Below are 20,958 nucleotides of genomic sequence, written 5' to 3'. Positions count from 1 at the left end.
CTCTTGATTCAAATTCAAGAGACCCTACACATTTGATTCGTCGAAACTTTGTTCAGTTTTCAAAGGTCTAAATCGTTCGTTGATTACCTCAACGCAACTATTAAAGTTTATCATCATCAGAACAGCCTGTCAACATTTTTTTATAAATTATTTTGAATAACTATTCAATGTAATGGCTCACATCAATCAGAATATTCACAATAATGAGTAATGTTGCATATCGCTCTTAACGACAAGAAATATAATACCAAGAATAACGACCCGGGTCAACCCTTTTTATGAATTAATTTCAGAAAAGTTTTGAACACCATTTGTTGTCGCAATAGGTTATATTTTACGGGGTTTCAATCAAGATAGCAAGACATTTTTATCGTAAACACTGAATAATTTTCAAGCGCCATTTTTCAATGACCTGGCACTGATTCAAAAGTGAATATTTTATTTGTACCTGAGCAATCATGACTCAAAACGCCAATCAACCGTCACCCTGCTTGTTAATGCTTCAAGTTCATATATCGCCACCGATCAAACAGTCGGAACAACCATCCGTCGCTCAGCCGCTCCGGCAATACTAGCAGCTTCAAAAGCACCAGCAGTCCCATCCGAATCCATAAACGCCACCCACCATCTCAGTCAAGCTAACCTCTTATCACACTGTCTAGAATTGATAGACTAATGTTTATAGAGACGTCACTTCTAAACTGCACTTCACTCAGATAACCATAATGACAATAAAAAAAAGGAACAACACCATCATCTGGCATCGTTCCTCTAAATTACAACTGATTTAATCTGAACTACTACTGCTTGAGCTACTACTGTCACTTGAGCTGGATAATTCGGGTGCATCCGTCTTATACAAGCTCTCAGAAGACTTACCCTTACGTTTGGACAATAGACTGGTATTCTTCTCAGCCTGAATCTCTTTCAACGATTTGAGGGTCTTCGTGATCTTGTAGCTATACTTGGACTTATCGACCTTCTTGAAGCCCTTAGGTGTATAGAAGCGCAACAAGTCACCTTGAATGACACGGTCGGACAAGGAGAGTTCCGTCGTCACGTGGTTCTGCATCTGCTTGACGGTGTCCTTCTGCTTAGTCGTCATATTCGTTAACTTCTTACCCGTCTTCGAATCATAGACTGTCCCACTGATTTTGGTGTAGGTTGGTGAGACAAAGTCCCCATTACGGAACGCGACCGTCTGGTTATGCTGCTTCGACAACAGGTCAGTTCCGAACTGGATGTGACCCTTGTTCTTGATACCCAACAAATCAAAAATCGTTGGCAAGGCATCGATTTCGCCACCATACGTGTGGTTGACGCCACCCTTGATACCTTCTGAGTGAATCATGAATGGGACCTTCTGGAACTGTGCTAAGTCGAAGCTCGTGACGGACTTCTTGCCGAGTAATTGTGCAATCGCCGCCTTATGGTTATTTGAAATCCCATAGTGGTCACCATAGAGCACGATCATACTGTTCTTATAGAGACCCGCCTTCTTCAAGTAACTGATAAATTCAGCAAAGGCCTGATCCAAATAGTGGGCCGTTTGAACATAGCCATCCACGGTCGAGTCACCCGTCTTGGTCTTGTCGATCGACTGGTTCTTCTTATCCAATCCATATGGATAGTGGTTGGTCAACGTAATCAGCTTAGCGTAAAACGGTTGTGGTAACTGTTCGAGGTACTTCACGGAGTCCTTGAAGAAGATCTTATCCTTCAAGCCATAGCCGATGTTATAATCTGCCTTCTCCTTATAGTAGGAAGAATAGAAGAAATAATCATAGCCCCATGACTTGTAGGTGTTATCCCGGTTCCAGAAACTAGCCACGTCACCATGGAAGGCTGCGGTTGTGTAGCCCTTTTGCGCTAAGATTGCCGGTGCTGCCTGGAAGGTGTTCGAAGTCCCGTACTGGGTCATTGCCGAACCGGTCGGTAACCCAAACAGGGAGTTTTCCATCATCATTTCCGCATCAGAAGTCTTCCCCTGTGCCACTTGGTGATAGAAGTTATCAAAACTCAGCGTGCTCTTATCGTGATAGAACTTGTTCAGGTTCGGCGTGACTTCCTTGCCATCGACCTTATAATCAATCAAAAATTGCTGGAAACTTTCCAAGTGAATCACGAAGACGTTCTTTCCTTTGGCCTTACCAAAGTACTTAACGTTCTCACCGGCCTGATTCTTCTTCAGGTAGGCCAAGACACTCTTCATATCACTACTACTTGCCTGGGCGCGGGTTGCACTTTCCTTTTCAGTCTGATAGAAACTATAACCCGCATATGTGTTCAGGCCGAGATACTTCACGATGTAGTTGTTGTCAAACGTCCGCGTCAATAAATCTGAACGGTCGTGTTCGGACATGCCGAGGTCCACTGCGAATAATGCGACCCCAATCATCGTCAACGTCGCCGCATATCGAATCTTAAATGGCCGCGGATCGATTCGAATCACCTTGAAAGCCAATAGGAGGATCAACAACACAACATCCGCATAGACCAAAAAGTCGGTGCCATGAATAATCTGCCCTAAACTCTTCCCAAGGTTATTACTTGCAGCACCAGAACTCTTAATTACCCCTGCCGACATAAAATCAGAGAATTCCCGGTAGTATAAAATATTGGCAAATAACCACGTCGTCTGAATGGCGTCGATGATCATCATGATCCAATATTTTAAACGGCCCCGGAAATACAAGGCAATACCGAGCAACACGATGGCTGTCGGAAATGGATTCAGAAACAGGATAAATTCCTGAACGGGTCCCTTAACCCCTAAAGTAAACTCACTCTTATAAGCGATATATGTCTTTAGCCAAAATAAGACCACGGTCAGGAGGTAAAAGCCCAACGTTGTGTTGACTTTCCCAACCGTGTTTTTTATAAATTTAGGCATGGTAATTTCTTCCTCCGTTATTGCTATTAACAAATCCATATTATAACGGTTGCGTACTAGTTAGCAATATCTTGAAGATTTCTTCAAAAATTCTTCAACATTACAACGCGTCATAATATGGATCTATCAAAAATCTATCTGGATTTTGGGGGAATACTAGTTGTCCGTTAACAAGTCGTAAAGTTCGATGGCAACTAGGTCGATGTTATCGAATTCAAACGTTTGGTCTGGATTGAATTCTTGTAACGTATACGTCGAGGTTGCGGGATCGTACGCTACCTGTCCACGTTGAACGCCTTCCTTTTCGAACCGCCGTGACTGCACTTCGGTCGCATCAGTCGTCCGCATGGCTTCTAATCGTTTGAGAATTGCTGATAGTTCAGATTTATCCATTATACTAATCTCGCTCCTTCAAGTTTTGTTTACATTCTAGCAAAAAATAGGACTAATAACACGTTTTTTTAGTAGAAAGCCCATTTTTACCACAAAATTTCACACTTATAATTATACCCTAACTTGATGCTAAGACGGTGAGAAGTTGTGCTAAAATTAGAACAACTTATAAATTTAAAGGAGTTTGGACATATGACACTATTTAGAGACGATCTCAATGAGACGATCAGTCAGATTCAAGTTTCAACTATCCGCCAATTCGACGAAGAAGTGAGCGCGATTCCTGACATGGTCAAGTTGACCTTGGGCGAACCCGACTTCAACACACCAGAACACGTCAAAGCAGCCGCTAAGAAGGCGATCGACGACAACTTCTCTCACTACACTGGGATGGCCGGCCTGCTCGAACTACGCCAAGCAGCCGCAAATTTTCAAGCAACCAAGTACGGCGTGCACTACGACGCGGAAGACCAAGTCTTAGTCACCGTGGGGGCCACTGAAGCGATTGCAACTGCGCTGACGACAATCTGCAATCCTGGCGACGCCATCATCGTGCCATCACCGATCTTCCCAGCCTACATTCCAATTATCCAGGAAGCCCACGCTCGGCCACTCTTCATGGACACCGGCGTTAATGACTTCATTATCACACCTAAGATGGTCGATGACTTCATTGCCGCCCATCCTGACGAACACTTCAAGGGCATTATTCTCAACTATCCAAACAACCCGACTGGTGTCACTTACGTCGCCGATGAAGTCAAGGCCTTAGCCGAATGCTTCCAACGTCATAATCTCTGGGTCGTTTCAGATGAAATCTATAGCGAACTCACTTACGGAAGTGACCACGTCTCGATTGCCAAGTACATCCCCAATGAAGTCATTTTGATCAACGGCTTATCCAAATCACACGCGATGACTGGTTGGCGGATTGGGTTCCTATTTGCCTCCAAAGAAATGACGGCCCAATTGAAGAAAGTCCACCAATACTATGTCACCGCCGCCACCACCATTGCTCAAAAGGCCGGCGTCGAAGCCCTGACTAATGGGATCGATGACGCCTTACCAATGCGCAAGGAATACCAAGCACGGCGAGACTTTGTCTATCAAACGATGTCCAAGCTTGGTTTCAAGATTGCCCGGCCAACGGGTGCCTTCTACATCTTTGCTAAGATTCCAGCCGGCTTCGAACAAGATTCAATGGCCTTCTGCAAGGACCTAGCACGTAAGAATCAATTAGCGATTATCCCTGGGACTGGGTTTGGCGCTGAAGGCGAAGGCTATGTTCGCCTGAGCTACGCTGCCAGCATGGAAAAGCTACAACTCGCGATGGACCGACTCACGGCCTACATGCAAACGCCTGCTAATCGCGTAGACTAACCGCGGAATTTAGCACACGTTCTACCAAATTAACTAACACCATTAAAAAACGCCCCGTTAACGAATTTTTCACTCGTTAACGGGGCGTTTGTATTCAATTCAACTGGTTGGTGTGCGGTCCTACTTCGCCATCGCAAAAGCGGCTGCACTGACCGTGGTCGACTTCTTAACTTGCGTCGCCCATTGGACTGGGCCGAGCATCGTTAAAGCCTTAGGTGTGCGATAAATGACGTTATGGACGGTTCCCGATAATGGGTCCGTCAATCGCAATTTCAAGACAGCCGTCCCTGCGGCTAAATAGTTAGGCTTCGTCCGATGCAACGGCCAGAGTTCGATCTTCGTCTGGGTCATCGGATGGTCCGTATTCTGCCACATAGTCGTCTGACTGTCCGTCTCCAGTTGCAGCTTGGTCGTCGTTCCCGGAATCTGATACTGGATCGTTTTCGGTGCGACTTGTTGATAGCGTTCGGTCTGCTTCAACATCAAGCGCAGGTTATTATTGGCGGTAAACTTCCAGGCGCCGCCCAACGTGGTCGCAATCATCCGCCGACCATTTTGACGGAAGGTCGCCACGAGACAAGCACCGGCTTGGTTGGTGTAACCCGTCTTCAAACCGTCAACCGGCACCCGGTAGTCATAATACTTCTCACCCTTCAAGATTTGAACCGAGGTCGGGACCGTGTACTTGTGAATTTTCACAGAACGTTGGTCAGCAACTTTGATGACATCCGGATAATCATTGATCAGGTGCCGCGCAATCGTCGTCACCGCCCGGGCTGAGACCATGTTTTGGCCCTGCTCGCCAGTGCCCGCGATTTTCAAGTCATAGTTGGTCAAGTCAGTATTATCTAGTCCGGACGCACTGATAAAATGCGCATCTAACTGCCACTTGGCGGCTTGTTGGTTCATTAACTTAATAAATTTGGCGTTACTACCGGCGACGTATTCCCCGAGGGCAATTGCACCACTATTCGAGGAGCCGACTAAGGTCGCAGCAAACAGTTCTTTCACCGTAAAATGTTCCTTGGCCGGCATGGGCATCACTGAGAGCGTGGCACTCGTTGCCATTTTACGAACGTTTTTGTCAATGGGCACCGTATCTGTCCATTTGATTTGACCACGCTGAATCGCTGATTCTACCAAATAAAGCGTCATCAACTTGCTCAACGACGCAATCGGTAACTTCTGGTCGGCATTTTGCGCATACACGACCTGACCACTTTGTGCATCCATAATATAAGCCGCTTTGACTTCATCAGCTTTATTGGCCGCATGAACCGCTGGCGTCCCCATTAGTAAGCCGACCATGCCGGCAGCTAGCACGAGCCCCGTCGCTAGCCGGTGTTTGATTAACTTTAACATAGTACCTTCCTTTAATTACATATCGTTAACCGCGAAAAATGGGTCGGATTCTTGGCCCGGCCCATTAAAGTCACAGTTCTGTCTCCTGGCTATCTTCAGTCATCGGAATTTCTTCGGCTTTCTCCGGGTGCATCGCCATCGCAATCATTCCTAGGAATAACCCGAGATAATAGGTCAAAATACGCCAGATCAGCATCGCTAAGATCAACTTACTGTGCGTCGGAATGAACTTGGCAAACAACGCGGTGAACCCAAATTCGGCCCCACCAGCGCCCCCAGGAATCGGGAACAGTGATGTCACTAAGAAAATCAGTACGTTGAGACTGGTAACCATAATCAGATTGACGTCATCCACGCCCATCGCCCGCATAATAAAGTACGGGATCAGGTAGTAGAAGAATAGTTGCAAGAAAGTCACAATACTGACTTCTAATAACATCCGCCAATCCTTCGTCATCCGTAAACTTTCTTCATAGAATGAATCGATTTTATCGCTGATATTTTGCTCAAACTTGGCAAAACGCTCGGCTTTCATAAACCAGCCCACTGGGATCAGAACGATTTTAACGGCGCGTTTGGTGAAATTATACCAGTACATCACCAGTAACAGGCCAACGATCACCCCAAAGTGAATCAAAAAGCCGAGTAACACGTACAACGACAAGTAACTCAACTTTTCGGCCAAGTAATGAAACCCAATTAACATTGAAAATAGAAAATTTAAGACGACCATTGCCTGAAAGACGACAAACTTCATCAACGCGACTGAACTCGCTCGGCCGGCATCGATACCCGACTGGGCCATCACGAAGATTTGCGCCGGCTGACCACCCGACGAAAAGGGTGTGATGCCGTTAAAGAGCTGTTCCGCTAAGGGCACCCGTAAGGCATTTCGAAACGTATAGTACCGATAACGGTGCCGAACGAACTTTTGAACCACGACAGCCTCTAACCCGAAGTAGAGGCCAACACAACCGAGCGCAACGAGTAGCCACCACCAATTCAAGGTGACGATATCATCCATCAGATTGCTCAATTTCACGTTACGCAATGAGTACCAAGAGATCCCAACACCCAGTGCAACCATGATAAGTAATGACCAGATATTTTTTCTTGTCATTGACTACCCCTCTTTTGCCTGTTGCAAATAAAAATCATGCCAGACGCTTGCTAGCCGTTCCTCAGAGTAATCCTGAGCGGCTAAGACAGCTTTGTCATGTAAAAATTGCATCCCGGCAGGATTATTACGCAGATGGTCGATTTGTTTTTGCATGTCATCGACGTCTGTCGCAGCTTGATAGTAGCCGTCAATAATGGCGCGGTATAAATCTAAGTCGCGCAATAGTACCGGTGTCCCACAGCTAAACGCCTCGAGCACCGACATCGGAAACAATTCGTTATACGATGGCAACAAGAATAAGTCGGCCATATTATAGTAGTCGACCAGCTTCTCCCGGGCCACGATCCCTGGAAACGATAGATTAGCCGGTGGATTATCAACGACTTGTTTTAAATCCTGATACCCATCCGTAATCCGACCGAACGAAAAGCCCCCGGCCCAGACGAACTGAATATCCGAATTGCGCTTCGCTAAGGTGATGAAGTCGGGCACACCTTTCCGATCCTGAATCTGCCCTGTTCCAATAATCATGAACTTGTGTTGATCATAACCGTACTGCTGACGCAACCGCAACTGTTTGGACTTGGTCATTTCATAAAATTCGCGTTTGCTAACAAAGTTCGGAATGTAAGTCACATCCGCACGTTTGATATGGTACGCTTCCAGCTTCGGAATAAACGTCGGATTAACCACGACAATGTGATCCATCCGTTTGTAGAAAGAAATCAAGTAGCGGTTAAAAATCACTTGAAACGGGCACGGCAACTTCAAGCTACCTTCCAACGTCTCTGGCAAAAAGTGGACGTAACCAATCTTGCGCCCCCGATTCGGCATAAATGTCGACAAGTAAAACATCGGGTTGACCGTATGATAATGCGAGATCGCAGAACGCCCGTACCGATTGACCTTAATATTGAACTCATCTTGCCAATGCGTCTGCAGTAACCGCATCAATTCAAGATAGGCGCTACCAACGCCTTGGCCTTTAACTGAATCGGCCTTTGAAAACATGGTAATGTCTAACATAATTCGTCCCCTTACATGTGACACAGCAATTCAACACCCATGGTCCCACTCGTTAATTGCTGATATTGGCTGATTTATCCGTTGATTCCGAATAAGCCAGTTGCACATCCTGGTAATAGTTGATGACTTGCTTGCCAAAATACTCGGCCGAAATCTGATACAGTTTCTTTTGCCGGGGTTTGGGATCATCGAAAGTCGTCGGTTGTTGCAAATAGCGCACCACGTCCTTGACCAGGCCAGCTTCACTCGTAAACGTCGTCCCCAATGACGGATCGTCTAATAATTGGTCCGTATATGGACTGGATGCCACGACGGTCTTCAAACCCGCCGCCATTGCCTCAATATACGTCAACCCTTGCGACTCCGAATTCGAAGCCGAAACAAATAAATCTGCCATCTGATAGTAGTTATAAACAGCATCATTATCGATTTCACCCGTAAATTGGACGTGGTCACTCAAACCAGCTGCTTCCACCTGATTTTCCAGTGTTTCACGCGCTGGCCCATCACCGACAATCAGTAATTGGGCGGCGGGCACCTGGTCTAAAATCGCTGGTAAGGCCGCGATGACTTCGTGAATGTTTTTCTCGTACGCCAACCGACTCAACGATAGCAGCACCGGCGTATCCGGTTGATAGCCCAGTTGTTTACGATAATCAGCCGTCGACTGTTGTTCATACTGGTTGATGTCGATACCAGTTGGAATAATCCGAATTGGCGCTTTGACGCCGTAACCAGTCAACGTCTTGGCGACCCGGTCACTTGGCGCGACAATTCCATTAAGATGGTAACAATAGGCGCGCGTAGCTTCCTTCACGTGGTATGGTTTCAATAGTTTTCCGTTCGCAATATAATGTAAATAATCTTCATACATCGTATGGTACGTATGAATACATGGCACTTTTAATTGTTTGGCAACAAATTTACCAATCATGCCCATCGAGAACTCCGTCTGAGTATGCACGATATCTAGGCCTAAGTCCTTGGCCACCTGGTAGGCTTTAAACAACCCACGGACGGCAATCCGGCGATCGGTAAACGAAACGAACGGAATACTGGTAAATCGAAAGATATTCCGCTCATAAATATTCTTATCAACATGGGGATCCGTGGTCGTAAAGATATAGACTTGATGACCAGCCCGTTCGAGTTGATTGCGTAACACCTTAATGGACGTTGCGACCCCACTCACCTGTGGATAGTATGTGTCTGTAAATATCCCGATATTCACGTAGATTCTCCCCTTATTTCATTAATCAACAGTACCGCTGATTAATGTTGCTTATCCGTTATGGGACCTGTTTGTTGCGGCCCCCACGAAAACGACTCAATGGCTATATTATAAACATTATATTGGTTAAATATCCGAGTTGCAAATAATCTTAATATAAATTAAGAGTTCGGACAGGCACTGAACAGCTCAAATGCTTGCTAAAAATCATTAGCTAAGGCTGAAATACATGGGCTTATTGACTTTCCATTGTTCTAGTCTATCTTGACCCGCAAATACGACCCCTGTCACTCGGTCTTTCATACTGATATGTATATTGCCACCCATGTGCACAATTTGTGCACATGGGTTGATTGTACTTTGATTGGCGTAATGTATTTAGGTTAAATTCAACGTCAAAAGCGACCAGCTGAGAACCGCTGGAAATAGTGCGAATTAGCGTAAAACTGCTGAACGAGGCGCGTCCTACATCGGCTTCCAGGCATTCTGGGCAATGGCCGGAACGTGGTGGACACAGATTTAAGCCGACAACCCACGTCTTAAATACTGGTCTTTCACTAACCAAGCAAAAAACGCTTGCTAAGTGAAATTTCACCACTTGGCCTTGCCCAGAAAACCTTCCAGCCGGGACAGTATTCGAAAGGCAGACATAGGTGCACCCAACTATAACTAGAATGATCGTTATTTTCTGAAATATGTAATATCCAGATTGATTGATGTTGATGATGCTTCATATTTTAGCCATCTCTAAAATTATCAATAATATTCATGTCCATATTCATGCATTCATCTGTCTGTGCGAACTAACCGTAAAAGGTGTCTCATTCTGATGAACCCACCTCTAATTTCAGCAGGAAAAACAAAATTGGCGTCACAGATTATTGAGCCTAGCATTTATGCTTTCAAAAATCGTCTGCTTAAGCAGGTACGAAAAACTAGGCCATCATCAAACAGCCACCACGGATACGGATGTATCGTTTTGAAGAAAAAAATTCAGTCAATTCCAAATAGGCCTACAGAAATTATGAGTGACGCAGCATTCAGCGCAAATCCGACTTAACGTTTGCCATTGAATTAGCCACTAAATAGACAAATCACAATAGCATATTGCCTAAATTCCTAATGACCTTAGTGGTATTCATCTAGAAATGTGGCTATTGCGCCACGATATTGATTTAGGCATCATTCATCGATACTATCCAGCATACTCAATTGTCTCAGTCCCCCGTGTTGGCACATCGTCTACTACTATCCGACTTATATACTTATACGCCATTATAATTTGCGTCTGAGCTAGAATTTTACCAAAGCCGTGTCTAAATTTCAAATCCGGTTGGAAAGCAGTAATCGTTTAAATAATTGGCAATCATACCACTCCAGCTTCCATACACTGACAGGCTTGCAACATCAGCATACTAGCCCATGACGTCTCCAAGTTTAAAATAACTAGCTTCCTACTATCACTTTCATCTCTAATAATGCAAGCCAGCCCGAAAATGCAAAAAAAGAGCAAATCCGCAGATTTACTCTTTCCTGAATCGCTTAATATTGATTACTTATCAAAGACGTTCTTTTCAACTAATTCTTTGACTTCTTCGTTGGTAACACACTCGTTAAGTGCCTTATCAGCTAATTTAGCCATTTCCTTAGTATCAAGTTTCTTCATCAATGAACGCGTCTTAAGCACGGAAGTTGAACTCATTGAGAATTCATCCAAGCCTAAGCCCATCAGTAATGGTACCGCGATTTGGTCCCCAGCAACTTCACCACACATCCCTGTGAAGCGACCGTTAGCGTGAGCAGCGTCAATCACATGCTTGATCAAACGTAACAACGATGGGTTGTATGGTTGATACAAGTATGAAACTTGTTCGTTACCACGGTCAGCAGCAAAGGAATATTGGATCAAGTCGTTGGTCCCAATACTAAAGAAGTCAACTTCCTTAGCAAATTGGTCAGCCAAAATTGCGGCAGCAGGGATTTCGATCATAATCCCAAGTTTGATGTCATCTGCAACTGGTGTCCCAGCAGCGACCAACTTAGCCTTTTCTTCTTCGAAGATGGCCTTGGCCTTGCGGAATTCATCAAGAGTGGCAATCATTGGGAACATAATCCGTAATTGACCATAGTGGGACGCCCGTAATAACGCGCGTAACTGGGTCCGGAAAATGTCATCACGATCAAGCGAAATCCGAATTGCCCGGTAACCCAAGAATGGGTTCATTTCATCAGGTAATGGCAAGTAAGGTAATTCCTTATCGCCACCGATATCCATGGTCCGGACAATCACGGGTTTGCCGTTCATGCCTTCGACAACCTTCTTGTAAGCTTGGAATTGCGTCTCTTCGTCAGGTAATTCTGAACTATTCATGTACAAGAATTCTGACCGGAATAACCCAATGGCTTCTGAGCCAGCATCCAAAACCCCATCCATATCGTCTGGAGTCCCGATGTTTGAAGCTAATTCGAAGTGCTTACCGTCTTTAGAAACAGTAGCTTCATTCTTCAACTTAGCCCATTCAGCTTTTTGCGCCACGAAGTCCTTCGCCTTTTGTTCGTAATCCGTTACTTCAGCGTCGGTTGGTTCAACCAAAGCATCACCGTTGATTCCATCTAAGACGACCGTGTCGCCCGCCTTGATATCAGCTGTGGCTGATTCGGAACCAACGACCGCTGGAATTTCAAGCGTCCGTGACATGATAGCGGAGTGACTCGTCCGACCACCAATATCAGTAATGAAGCCCTTAACATACTTACGATCAAGTTGAGCAGTATCACTAGGTGTTAAATCGTGGGCAACCACGATAACTTCGGAGTCAATCAAAGCTGGACTTGGTAAGGTAACCCCTAACAAGTGACTTAAGACCCGCTTCGTCACGTCGCGAATATCACCGGCTCGTTCTTGCATATATGCATTATCCGTCATTGCTTCGAACATTGAAATGAAAGTATCCGTAACTTCCTTCAAGGCTTCTTCGGCATTGACTTTATCATCCTTGATTTTACCTTCAATTTGTCCAAGCATTTCTGGGTCAGACAAAATGGTGATATGAGCTTCAAAAACTTCTGCTTCTTCTTCACCCAAGTTTTCAACCGCTTTGTCTTTAATGACCTTTAGTTCTGCCTTGGAAGCATCAAAAGCATCATGTAACCGTGCAACTTCAGCATCCGTATCGGAGACCGTTGTTTTTTCGAATGATAAATCTGGATCAACTAGCATATAGGCCTTAGCAATTGCGATACCATCACTGGCCGCAATTCCTTTTAGTACCTTTTCAGCCATTATTCAGATAATCCTTCTTTCTTCATCGTTTCAGTTAAAGCTGCAATAGCGTCGGCTTCGTCGGCACCTTCTGCAGAAATGGTAACGTCAGCATCTTTACCAACACCGAGTGACATAACACCCATGATGGACTTCAAGTTAACTGACTTGTCTTGGTATTGCAACGTAATTTCTGAGTTGAACTTACTTGCTGATTGTACCAATAAAGTAGCTGGACGTGCGTGGATACCAGTGTCTGCGATTACGTGAAATTCTTTCTTTTCCATAACTATTCGATCTCCTTCAAGATAGATAAATTTAAAATTGGTTCCGAGTGAATTCGAGTTGCCGCCAACACGTCTACTCAGGAGCCCTTAATAATGATGATAGCAATTATCCAATTAAAATACAAGCCCTTTCATTCAAGCTAGGCCTATTAATTGGTTGCTGTACCATCCTTCTCAAAATGGTAAACAATGCGGCCATCGAGGTCCGCCGTTCCAATCACTCTCTTCCGATACTCATACTTCATATACGCATCGTGAAAAGCCATGAATTCTTCCGGCGTCACGGTGAACGTTTCCTGTTCACCCGTGCGTAACGCTTCCATTAATTGGGTATAATCCGTTGCCAATTCATTGCCACCTCCTCAAAGTCTGGTTGAGCCATCGCTGCACCATCCTTTTGACGTTTCAGACCCGACCTTCCGCCGCTCACTAACAGCTGACGGCTGCTAATGAAAAGCCGTGCTCAAAACATCAAAACTGGTCAGGCGCAATCCATGCAAAAAAACCGCTTTGTACTATAATATGGACAGACGGTTGCATCCGGACTGTTACTAGCCAGATAATTAATATACAACGAATCCGGTTACATGACAAGCCATGAGTTGCAACTATCCAGACTATTCGGAAATAACTAAATTAATACAACCTGCCGCAAGTTGGTCAGACAATTTCCAGTTTTGATTTTGAGACTTTTCGCTTGCAACGGTCCGTAAATTCGCTATACTAATAGTCAAAGGTCAACAAAGGTCAAACAAATCCTTGAACCTTTAACTATAGCCCTAGTGGTTTAGTTATATTTCTGATGCGAAAGGTGTGTGACAGCATAATGCTTTGTGACAATTGCCATAAGAACGAAGCGACGATCCATTTATATACGAGCGTCAACGGTCAGCGGCGACAAATCAATCTTTGTCAAAATTGCTATCAACTGCTAAAGAATCAGGAACAGCAACCAAATAACGGAGTTGGAGGTGCTGATATGGCACAAGATCCATTCGGTTTTGGTGGTCTTGACGACATTTTCCGTGCAATGCAGGGCGGCGTTGATTCCAATAACGCTTACCGGCAGCAACAGACCCCACCGACCCAGCCAGCTGGTCCTAATGGTGGCGGCAATCGTCGTGGCAATAACAACGGCGGTGGCCTCCTTGGCCAATATGGCTTCAACTTAACGGCGCAAGCCAAGCAGGGTAAAATCGACCCGGTCATCGGTCGCGATAACGAGATCAACCGTGTTATCGAGATCTTGAATCGCCGGACGAAGAACAATCCTGTTTTGATTGGTGAAGCCGGGGTTGGTAAGACGGCGGTCGTGGAAGGCTTAGCACAGAAAATCGTTGCTGGTCAAGTTCCACAAAAACTGTTAGATAAAGAAATCATTCGTTTGGACGTGGCTTCCCTTGTTCAAGGAACCGGGATTCGCGGCCAGTTCGAACAACGGATGCAACAATTAATGAAGGAAGTTCAGAGCAATCCGAACATCGTCCTCTTCATTGACGAAATCCATGAAATCATGGGTGCCGGCAATGCTGAAGGCGGTATGGACGCTGGCAACGTTTTGAAGCCGGCCCTTGCCCGTGGTGATTTCCAATTAGTTGGGGCAACCACCTTAAATGAATACCGGGACATCGAAAAGGATGCCGCCCTCGCCCGTCGGTTCCAACCAGTGACGGTCAACGAACCAAGCGTCGAGGAATCCATCAAGATTCTCAAGGGTATTCAAGAGAAGTACGAAGATTACCATCACGTGAAGTACGACGAAGATGCAATCGTCGCTGCGGTCAAGTTATCGAACCGTTACATTCAAGACCGGTTCTTACCTGACAAGGCCATCGACTTACTCGATGAAGCTGGTTCACGTAAGAACTTGACTTTGAAGACGGTCGATCCTAAGACGATTCAGGAAAAGATCGACGAAGCGGAGAAGCAAAAGCAGGATGCCTTGAAGAAGGAAGACTACGAAAAAGCTGCTTACTATCGTGATCAAGTCGCTAAGTTGGAAAAGGCTAAGCCTGACGAAAATGCAGACCAGCCTAACAACGACACGGCCACTGTGACCGTCAAAGATATGGAACAAATCGTTGAAGAAAAGACGAGTATTCCAGTCGGTGACTTACAAGCTAAGGAACAAGCGCAAATGAAGACCTTGGCCCCTGACTTGAAGAGTAACGTCATTGGTCAAGACCAGGCAGTTGACGCCGTTGCCCGCGCGATTCGTCGTAACCGGATCGGTTTGAACGGCACTGGTCGGCCAATCGGTTCGTTTATGTTCGTCGGCCCTACTGGTGTTGGTAAGACGGAACTTGCTAAGCAATTAGCGAAGGAACTATTTGGTTCAGAGGATGCCATGATTCGCTTTGACATGAGTGAATACATGGAACCACATTCAGTGGCTAAGTTGATTGGTTCACCGCCTGGCTATGTTGGGTATGAAGAAGCCGGTCAGCTTACTGAACAAGTTCGGCGTCACCCATACAGCTTGGTCTTACTAGACGAAGTTGAAAAGGCTCATCCTGACGTCATGCACATGTTCCTGCAAATTCTTGACGATGGTCGTTTGACCGATTCTCAAGGTCGGACCGTCAGCTTCAAGGATACCATCATCATCATGACGTCTAACGCCGGTACTGGTGACAGTGAAGCTAACGTCGGGTTCGGTGCTGCGGCTGAAGGTAAGACGCACGACATTACTAGTCGGTTAACGGATTACTTCAAGCCTGAATTCCTGAACCGGTTCGACGACATCATTCAATTCAACGCCCTTTCCAAGGAAAACTTGATGAAGATCGTTGGCTTGATGATTGAAGACGTCAATGGCATGCTCGCTAACCAAGGGTTGCACGTTCATGTTACTGAACCAGTTGAAGAAAAACTCGTTGAATTGGGCTACAACCCACAAATGGGTGCTCGTCCACTTCGGCGTGTCATTCAAGAACAGATTGAAGACCGCATCGCTGACTTCTATTTGGATCACGGCGATGTTAAAAACATGGTCGCTAAGGTTGAAGACGGCAAGATCGTCTTAGCTGCAGAGACTAAGGCTGAATAATTGAAGCTTTAAAAAGGTAGGTTAATGCCCGGATTTATGTCCGGCATTGACCTACCTTTTTTATTTTGCAAACACGTTGTGCGTGTAGATGCTGTAAAATATCATCATATCGGTTAAAAAATTGCCTGAAGGACAGAAATCTAATATTCAATACGCGTTGTGCTAGTTATTCTTTAGCCTTAAAGATGGTTAAATCATGCCATTTTATAAGTTCAAGAACTGCCAGCTGAGACCCGCTGGAAACAGTGCGACTTAGCGTAAACTTGCTGTTGTGGAGACGTCCTAGGCCGGCTTCCAGGCATTCTGGGCAATGGCCGGAACGTGGTGGACATGATTTAAGCCGAAACCCACGTCTTAAATACTGGTCTTTCACTAACCAAGCCGAAAACGCTTGCTAAGTGAAATTTCACCACTTGGCCTTGTCCAAAATACCTTCCAGCCGGGATCCTATTCGAAAGGCAGACATGTGTGAACCCAACTTTTTTTGGATTGTCGTTGTTTCCACGTTGCAGGGCCATTTTGACATTCAACTGTCAGACTAGTTCTAGCAATAACCAAGCTTACTGACCCATGATTTAATGCTCCCAACACGCGTCCTCACGGAAAATGTGAGATTTTTCTCTAGTCGCCCGAGATAGCAAAGTCCCGAATTGTATGCACAGGTGAGTTTATTGACTAAATTCGGGGACTAAATTCAAGACTAGTGTCCGTTGGAATTATTGAAAAACATTCAGGTAATCTAACGTTCAGCGATCAATTGCGCCCAGATAGGTGGCCGTTCATCTGCCATTCGAACGGCTTCCCGACTGGAGGGACCGGCTGACAATGCTCAGTAGCCAAATTATTCTTAGCTGGAAGTGGTCTTCCTCCGGCTTAGAATAAGACTCGTATTTGAAATTGCGCAGTGGGCTTCTGCGTGAGTTCAAATCGATGTCGGCTGCGCTCCAGCAATTGTCAGCCGGCCCCGGAAGTCGGACTATGCCGCGCATCGGCTGACGAACAGCAATCCAAAACAGTACGATTTAATCATGATCCATGACAAATTAACCAATACAATGTGTATTCCAAGTATTCATTCGAAATTATTCTATTTCAACCCTTTTCCCATCACGCCAACGGTATTGACAGGATTCACTAGCACTTGAGCAGGACTGTCAAATAGATTTGATTCAACATACATGATCATTATTCGGCCCCCGTATTCATCTTTTTCGAAACAACCCATCCGACAAGCCTTTAGCCAACACTACCTATACCCCTAACCGAAAGTCCCACAACTGTTGTTCCATATTATCACGCTCGATACCAATATAGCGCTTGGTGACCTGCTCACTGGAATGGTTAAAAATCATCATCAAACTGGCAATGTCATGAGTTTGTTGATAATAATGATAACCAAACGTCTTACGTAATGTGTGGGTGCCGATGTCATCTCGTTCGAGAAAATCACTGGCGGTCTGAAAGATGCGGTAGACGCTGTTGACAGTTAGCGCCCCACCTCGACCACTACAGAACAGTGGCTCACTGGGAGCTCGGTACTGGGTGAAATGTAATAATTCTGACTTGAGATTCTTCAAAAATAACCAGCGTTTCTTGCCAGTTTTCTGTTCAATGATCATGACTCGTTCTTTGCCCCGAACTTGGCCGACTGTTAACCTCAAAATATCACTCATCCGCAGACCGGTATTGATGCCGACTAGCACGATCATCCGATTGCGTTCCCCATAACGCGCTTGCGAGACGGCCCATAAAAAATCATCGATTTCCTGGGACGTCCGCAGTGGTTCTACATTATAATGCATACGCTCGCTTACACCTCAATTAATTTTATTCAGTTCAAATTGCTTAACCTAGCTTAAACTAACCCCTGCTATTTTTAACGGATTATGCTCATCCCCAGGTCAATATTGCTCAACGTAAAAACGCGGGCCAAAGAGAATCAACCCTTTGTCCCGCACTTTATTTTCATATTCGCTTAATTAGCCGCATTGGCCCCCGCCTTAGGGCTGCAGCGTTGATAATTGACTCGCTAATTGAGTTGCTGGTGCTGAATCCAGTGACTGGGTCAACTGTTCATCAACTGCCTTCATCCGCTCCTGACCAGTCTTCGTCAACGTTAAAACACGTAGCCGCCGATCTTGCTTGATTGGCTGGCTCTTCAACCAACCTTGGGTAATCAACGTCCCAATATTTTGAGCTAATGACGCTTTGGCCACATTCAAAGCAGTGGCGACATCGCCGATTTGGATTCCTGGGCGCTGTTCGACGTAAACTAAGATTCGCAATTCGTTTAAGCTCAATCCCGTCATCGACGACCAATTAGACGTGAGCCGCTTAAGGTCACGTTCCAGGTGCATAATATTCATAATATAGTTAATTGGTTGTTGCATACTAACAGCATCCTTCCTGAATTTCACTCTTTCTCATCAACTATCCAAAGAAATCAAAACCTACTCGCATGATTTTTAAAAGAATATTGCGTGTACATCGTTGAATTAATTGAGGTCACGGTGGATACTGTTATTTTTTTGTTTAAACGAAACGTATCATAAAGACTGACATGATAAGAACTGTTTCGCACTATTTTTTTAAAAATGGTGCGAATCAATTATTAAGATGAATAGTTCGTTAACAAGCTTTATTAACGTTATTATTATTACATAATTACAAGTTTTACACAAATAACTTTTACTGCAGGTAACCGTTGAATCCGGCAAGGGACCCCGCTATCCCTTGTCAATACAAGCATTATACGCCACTCAGCATTAATATCGCAAAAACATTAAATTTATATTTCAAGTTAACATGAGTTAATTATAATGGTTGTTAATTAATAAGCTTATCAGATGGCAACTAAAACGGACGGCGAAGCATCCTTGCTCGCCGTCCGTTTCAATGTGTCTATTCAGAGAATTCCGTAATCAAACCAGCGTCAATTGCTCGCTTGGTGTAGATTGGCACCTCATCTTCAGTTGCCCGGACAAAGTGTCCTGGGGCAATTTCAACCATCCGACGCTTCTTGCCATCGTGTTCGGTCGTCTCATCGTAAGGCACTTGCTTACGGTTACGTTCGAACTCAGGGTCTGGCACGGGTACCGCTGAAATCAGACTTTCAGTGTACTTGTGTAGCGGATGATTATAAACTTCATCAGCTGGACCAATTTCTAGAATCTTCCCGTAGTGCATAACGCCGATGCGGTCACTGATGTACTTGACCATTGACAAGTCATGGGCGATGAACAGATACGTCAAGTTCTGCTTTAATTGGAGTTCCTTCATCAAGTTAACCACTTGGGCTTGAATCGAAACGTCCAGTGCTGAGATTGGTTCGTCAGCGATGATGAATTTGGGTTCAACGGCCAGCGCCCGGGCAATCCCGATCCGTTGCCGTTGCCCACCAGAGAATTCATGTGGATACCGGCTAGAATGGTCCTTGTTCAGACCAACCGTTTCCAGCAAGTCTTCCACCTGCTTGGTCCGGTCGTCGTCATCCTTGGCTAAGCCGTGAATATCGATGCCTTCAGCGACAATATCCTTGACCTTCATCCGTGGATTCAGTGACGCGTATGGATCTTGGAAAATCATCTGGATCTCACGCCGAAATTCATGCCGTTCTTTTTTCGTGCGTAATTTAGAGACGTCTTTCCCATTAAAAATGATTTCACCATCAGTCGGTTCATATAGATGAATGATTGAGCGGCCGGTCGTGGTCTTCCCTGAACCGGATTCACCAACTAGACCGAACGTTTCACCTTCATAAATGTCAAAGGAGACGTCGTCAACGGCCCGGACTTCATCTTTTTTGCCGACATTAAAGTATTGCTTTAAATGGCGAACTTCTAGAATTTTCTTACGTTCTTCAGGCATGTCTACTTACTCCTTTGCTGCAGGATCTGGAATTGGTGGTTGTGGCTTTTGCATCGCCGCAAACTTTTGTTGCCGCCGGACGATTTCGGCCGGTGGTGTGACTTTAGGTGCGTCTGGATGAAGCAACCAGGTCGCCGCATAGTGCGTATCTGATACTTTGAAGAACGGTGGTTCCTTTTCAGTATCGATCTTCATGGCGTAGTCACTCCGCGCTGCAAAGGCGTCCCCGACTGGTGGTTCCAGTAAATCAGGTGGCGTCCCTGGAATAGCAGACAATGAACCACTTTCAGTATCCAACGTCGGCATCGAGTTCAATAAGCCCCACGTATATGGATGTTGGGGATTGAAGAAGATTTCATCGACCGTGCCGTATTCCACGATTTTACCCGCGTACATAACGGCCACTCGGTCAGCCATCCCAGCCACGACACCCAAATCATGAGTGATGAAAATGATGGAAGTATCGATACGGTTCTGTAAGTCCTTCATCAAATCCAGAATCTGTGCTTGAATCGTCACGTCCAACGCAGTGGTTGGTTCGTCGGCAATCAGCACTTCCGGGTAGCAGACCAACGCGATCGCAATCACGATTCGTTGCCGCATCCCACCAGAGAATTGGTAAGGATAATCATTGATTCGGCCTTCAGGATTAGTGATCCCAACCAGCTTTAACATTTCCAAAGCTTGCGCAATGGCTTCTTTTTTCTTCAACCCTTTATGTTTCATCAACGGTTCGGCGATTTGCATCCCGATCCGCATCGTCGGGTCTAGTGACGTCATCGGATCTTGGAAGATCATGGCAATATCCTTACCACGAATATTCTGCATTTCCTTTTCAGACTTCTTAATAATATCTTCGCCGTGGAACATGATCGATCCACGTTTAATTTCAGCATTCGGTGCCAGTAAGCCCATCAGTGAACGGGTCGTCACTGACTTACCAGACCCTGATTCACCAACGATGGCCAAGGTTTCACCCTTACGTAAATCAAAGCTAACGTCACGGATGGCTTTAACTTCGCCCGCATAAGTGTGGAAATTGATTTCCAAGTTACGGACTTCAATGACATTTTCCGGTTTATCCATAG

General features: G+C 45.3%; 15 protein-coding genes. 2 read left to right on the top strand and 13 right to left on the bottom strand.

Annotated elements, in window-relative coordinates:
• Positions 1 to 787: 787 nt before the first annotated feature.
• Positions 788 to 2,893, bottom strand: a complete 2,106-nt coding sequence (locus KGF70_RS09140; RefSeq protein ID WP_216768542.1) for an LTA synthase family protein — start codon at positions 2,891 to 2,893, stop codon at positions 788 to 790.
• Positions 2,894 to 3,049: 156 nt separating this feature from the next.
• Positions 3,050 to 3,286 (bottom strand): YkuJ family protein, encoded by a 237-nt coding sequence (locus tag KGF70_RS09135; RefSeq protein ID WP_003638289.1) that lies wholly within the window; start codon positions 3,284 to 3,286, stop codon positions 3,050 to 3,052.
• Between the two features lie 192 nt (positions 3,287 to 3,478).
• On the opposite strand from KGF70_RS09135, the gene KGF70_RS09130 reads away from it, so the two are divergent.
• On the top strand, positions 3,479 to 4,666 hold the full coding sequence (locus KGF70_RS09130) for a pyridoxal phosphate-dependent aminotransferase (RefSeq protein ID WP_216768541.1): 1,188 nt from the start codon (positions 3,479 to 3,481) through the stop codon (positions 4,664 to 4,666).
• A gap of 120 nt (positions 4,667 to 4,786) precedes the next feature.
• On the opposite strand, the gene KGF70_RS09125 is transcribed toward KGF70_RS09130, so the two are convergent.
• The 7 genes from KGF70_RS09125 to KGF70_RS09095 all read right to left on the bottom strand — a co-directional run bounded on the left by KGF70_RS09125 (position 4,787) and on the right by KGF70_RS09095 (position 13,301).
• Complete coding sequence (locus tag KGF70_RS09125; RefSeq protein WP_088769758.1) at positions 4,787 to 6,028, bottom strand: D-alanyl-D-alanine carboxypeptidase family protein; 1,242 nt, start codon at positions 6,026 to 6,028, stop codon at positions 4,787 to 4,789.
• Positions 6,029 to 6,098: 70 nt separating this feature from the next.
• A complete protein-coding gene (locus tag KGF70_RS09120) occupies positions 6,099 to 7,148 on the bottom strand; it encodes a lysylphosphatidylglycerol synthase transmembrane domain-containing protein (protein ID WP_216768540.1) in 1,050 nt (349 codons plus the stop codon).
• Between the two features lie 3 nt (positions 7,149 to 7,151).
• Complete coding sequence (locus KGF70_RS09115) at positions 7,152 to 8,174, bottom strand: glycosyltransferase family 4 protein (protein ID WP_216768539.1); 1,023 nt, start codon at positions 8,172 to 8,174, stop codon at positions 7,152 to 7,154.
• Positions 8,175 to 8,226: 52 nt separating this feature from the next.
• A complete protein-coding gene (locus KGF70_RS09110; RefSeq protein ID WP_216768538.1) occupies positions 8,227 to 9,405 on the bottom strand; it encodes a glycosyltransferase family 4 protein in 1,179 nt (392 codons plus the stop codon).
• A gap of 1,552 nt (positions 9,406 to 10,957) precedes the next feature.
• Positions 10,958 to 12,688 carry a phosphoenolpyruvate--protein phosphotransferase gene (ptsP, locus tag KGF70_RS09105; protein ID WP_003638283.1) on the bottom strand — a complete coding sequence of 577 codons (1,731 nt, stop codon included), beginning with the start codon at positions 12,686 to 12,688 and terminating at the stop codon, positions 10,958 to 10,960.
• Positions 12,688 to 12,954 (bottom strand): phosphocarrier protein HPr, encoded by a 267-nt coding sequence (locus KGF70_RS09100; protein WP_003638282.1) that lies wholly within the window; start codon positions 12,952 to 12,954, stop codon positions 12,688 to 12,690. Before KGF70_RS09100 ends, ptsP begins: the two co-directional genes overlap by 1 nt.
• 149 nt (positions 12,955 to 13,103) lie before the next feature.
• The gene (locus KGF70_RS09095; RefSeq protein WP_088769761.1) at positions 13,104 to 13,301 is read right to left on the bottom strand and encodes a hypothetical protein; all 198 of its coding nucleotides are present in this window, start codon (positions 13,299 to 13,301) and stop codon (positions 13,104 to 13,106) included.
• Between the two features lie 479 nt (positions 13,302 to 13,780).
• On the opposite strand from KGF70_RS09095, the gene KGF70_RS09090 reads away from it, so the two are divergent.
• The gene (locus tag KGF70_RS09090; protein WP_216768536.1) at positions 13,781 to 16,003 is read left to right on the top strand and encodes an ATP-dependent Clp protease ATP-binding subunit; all 2,223 of its coding nucleotides are present in this window, start codon (positions 13,781 to 13,783) and stop codon (positions 16,001 to 16,003) included.
• A gap of 1,250 nt (positions 16,004 to 17,253) precedes the next feature.
• Here the strand turns inward: KGF70_RS09090 and KGF70_RS09085 are convergent.
• The 4 genes from KGF70_RS09085 to KGF70_RS09070 form a co-directional block, all read right to left on the bottom strand.
• Positions 17,254 to 17,805 (bottom strand): tyrosine-type recombinase/integrase, encoded by a 552-nt coding sequence (locus KGF70_RS09085; protein ID WP_216768534.1) that lies wholly within the window; start codon positions 17,803 to 17,805, stop codon positions 17,254 to 17,256.
• 198 nt (positions 17,806 to 18,003) lie between these two features.
• Complete coding sequence (locus KGF70_RS09080) at positions 18,004 to 18,393, bottom strand: MarR family winged helix-turn-helix transcriptional regulator (RefSeq protein WP_003638278.1); 390 nt, start codon at positions 18,391 to 18,393, stop codon at positions 18,004 to 18,006.
• Positions 18,394 to 18,904: 511 nt separating this feature from the next.
• Positions 18,905 to 19,870, bottom strand: a complete 966-nt coding sequence (locus tag KGF70_RS09075; RefSeq protein ID WP_050340350.1) for an ABC transporter ATP-binding protein — start codon at positions 19,868 to 19,870, stop codon at positions 18,905 to 18,907.
• 6 nt (positions 19,871 to 19,876) lie between these two features.
• Positions 19,877 to 20,956 carry an ABC transporter ATP-binding protein gene (locus tag KGF70_RS09070; RefSeq protein WP_003638276.1) on the bottom strand — a complete coding sequence of 360 codons (1,080 nt, stop codon included), beginning with the start codon at positions 20,954 to 20,956 and terminating at the stop codon, positions 19,877 to 19,879.
• Positions 20,957 to 20,958 lie beyond the last annotated feature (2 nt).

Source organism: Lactiplantibacillus sp. 7.2.4 (assembly GCF_018991185.1).
Taxonomy (GTDB): domain Bacteria; phylum Bacillota; class Bacilli; order Lactobacillales; family Lactobacillaceae; genus Lactiplantibacillus; species Lactiplantibacillus pentosus.
The sequence above is the reverse complement of the archived record's forward strand: the minus strand, read 5'-3'. Positions and strand labels throughout refer to the sequence as shown.

What these genes read in the sequence shown, in the direction of transcription:
- KGF70_RS09085 (WP_216768534.1), bottom strand. Translation starts at nt 17,805, where the DNA reads ATGCATTATAATGTAGAACCACTGCGGACGTCCCAGGAAATCGATGAT.
- KGF70_RS09135 (WP_003638289.1), bottom strand. Translation starts at nt 3,286, where the DNA reads ATGGATAAATCTGAACTATCAGCAATTCTCAAACGATTAGAAGCCATG.
- KGF70_RS09130 (WP_216768541.1), top strand. Translation starts at nt 3,479, where the DNA reads ATGACACTATTTAGAGACGATCTCAATGAGACGATCAGTCAGATTCAA.
- KGF70_RS09115 (WP_216768539.1), bottom strand. Translation starts at nt 8,174, where the DNA reads ATGTTAGACATTACCATGTTTTCAAAGGCCGATTCAGTTAAAGGCCAA.
- KGF70_RS09080 (WP_003638278.1), bottom strand. Translation starts at nt 18,393, where the DNA reads ATGCAACAACCAATTAACTATATTATGAATATTATGCACCTGGAACGT.
- KGF70_RS09120 (WP_216768540.1), bottom strand. Translation starts at nt 7,148, where the DNA reads ATGACAAGAAAAAATATCTGGTCATTACTTATCATGGTTGCACTGGGT.
- KGF70_RS09075 (WP_050340350.1), bottom strand. Translation starts at nt 19,870, where the DNA reads ATGCCTGAAGAACGTAAGAAAATTCTAGAAGTTCGCCATTTAAAGCAA.
- KGF70_RS09100 (WP_003638282.1), bottom strand. Translation starts at nt 12,954, where the DNA reads ATGGAAAAGAAAGAATTTCACGTAATCGCAGACACTGGTATCCACGCA.
- KGF70_RS09140 (WP_216768542.1), bottom strand. Translation starts at nt 2,893, where the DNA reads ATGCCTAAATTTATAAAAAACACGGTTGGGAAAGTCAACACAACGTTG.
- ptsP (WP_003638283.1), bottom strand. Translation starts at nt 12,688, where the DNA reads ATGGCTGAAAAGGTACTAAAAGGAATTGCGGCCAGTGATGGTATCGCA.
- KGF70_RS09070 (WP_003638276.1), bottom strand. Translation starts at nt 20,956, where the DNA reads ATGGATAAACCGGAAAATGTCATTGAAGTCCGTAACTTGGAAATCAAT.
- KGF70_RS09090 (WP_216768536.1), top strand. Translation starts at nt 13,781, where the DNA reads ATGCTTTGTGACAATTGCCATAAGAACGAAGCGACGATCCATTTATAT.
- KGF70_RS09125 (WP_088769758.1), bottom strand. Translation starts at nt 6,028, where the DNA reads ATGTTAAAGTTAATCAAACACCGGCTAGCGACGGGGCTCGTGCTAGCT.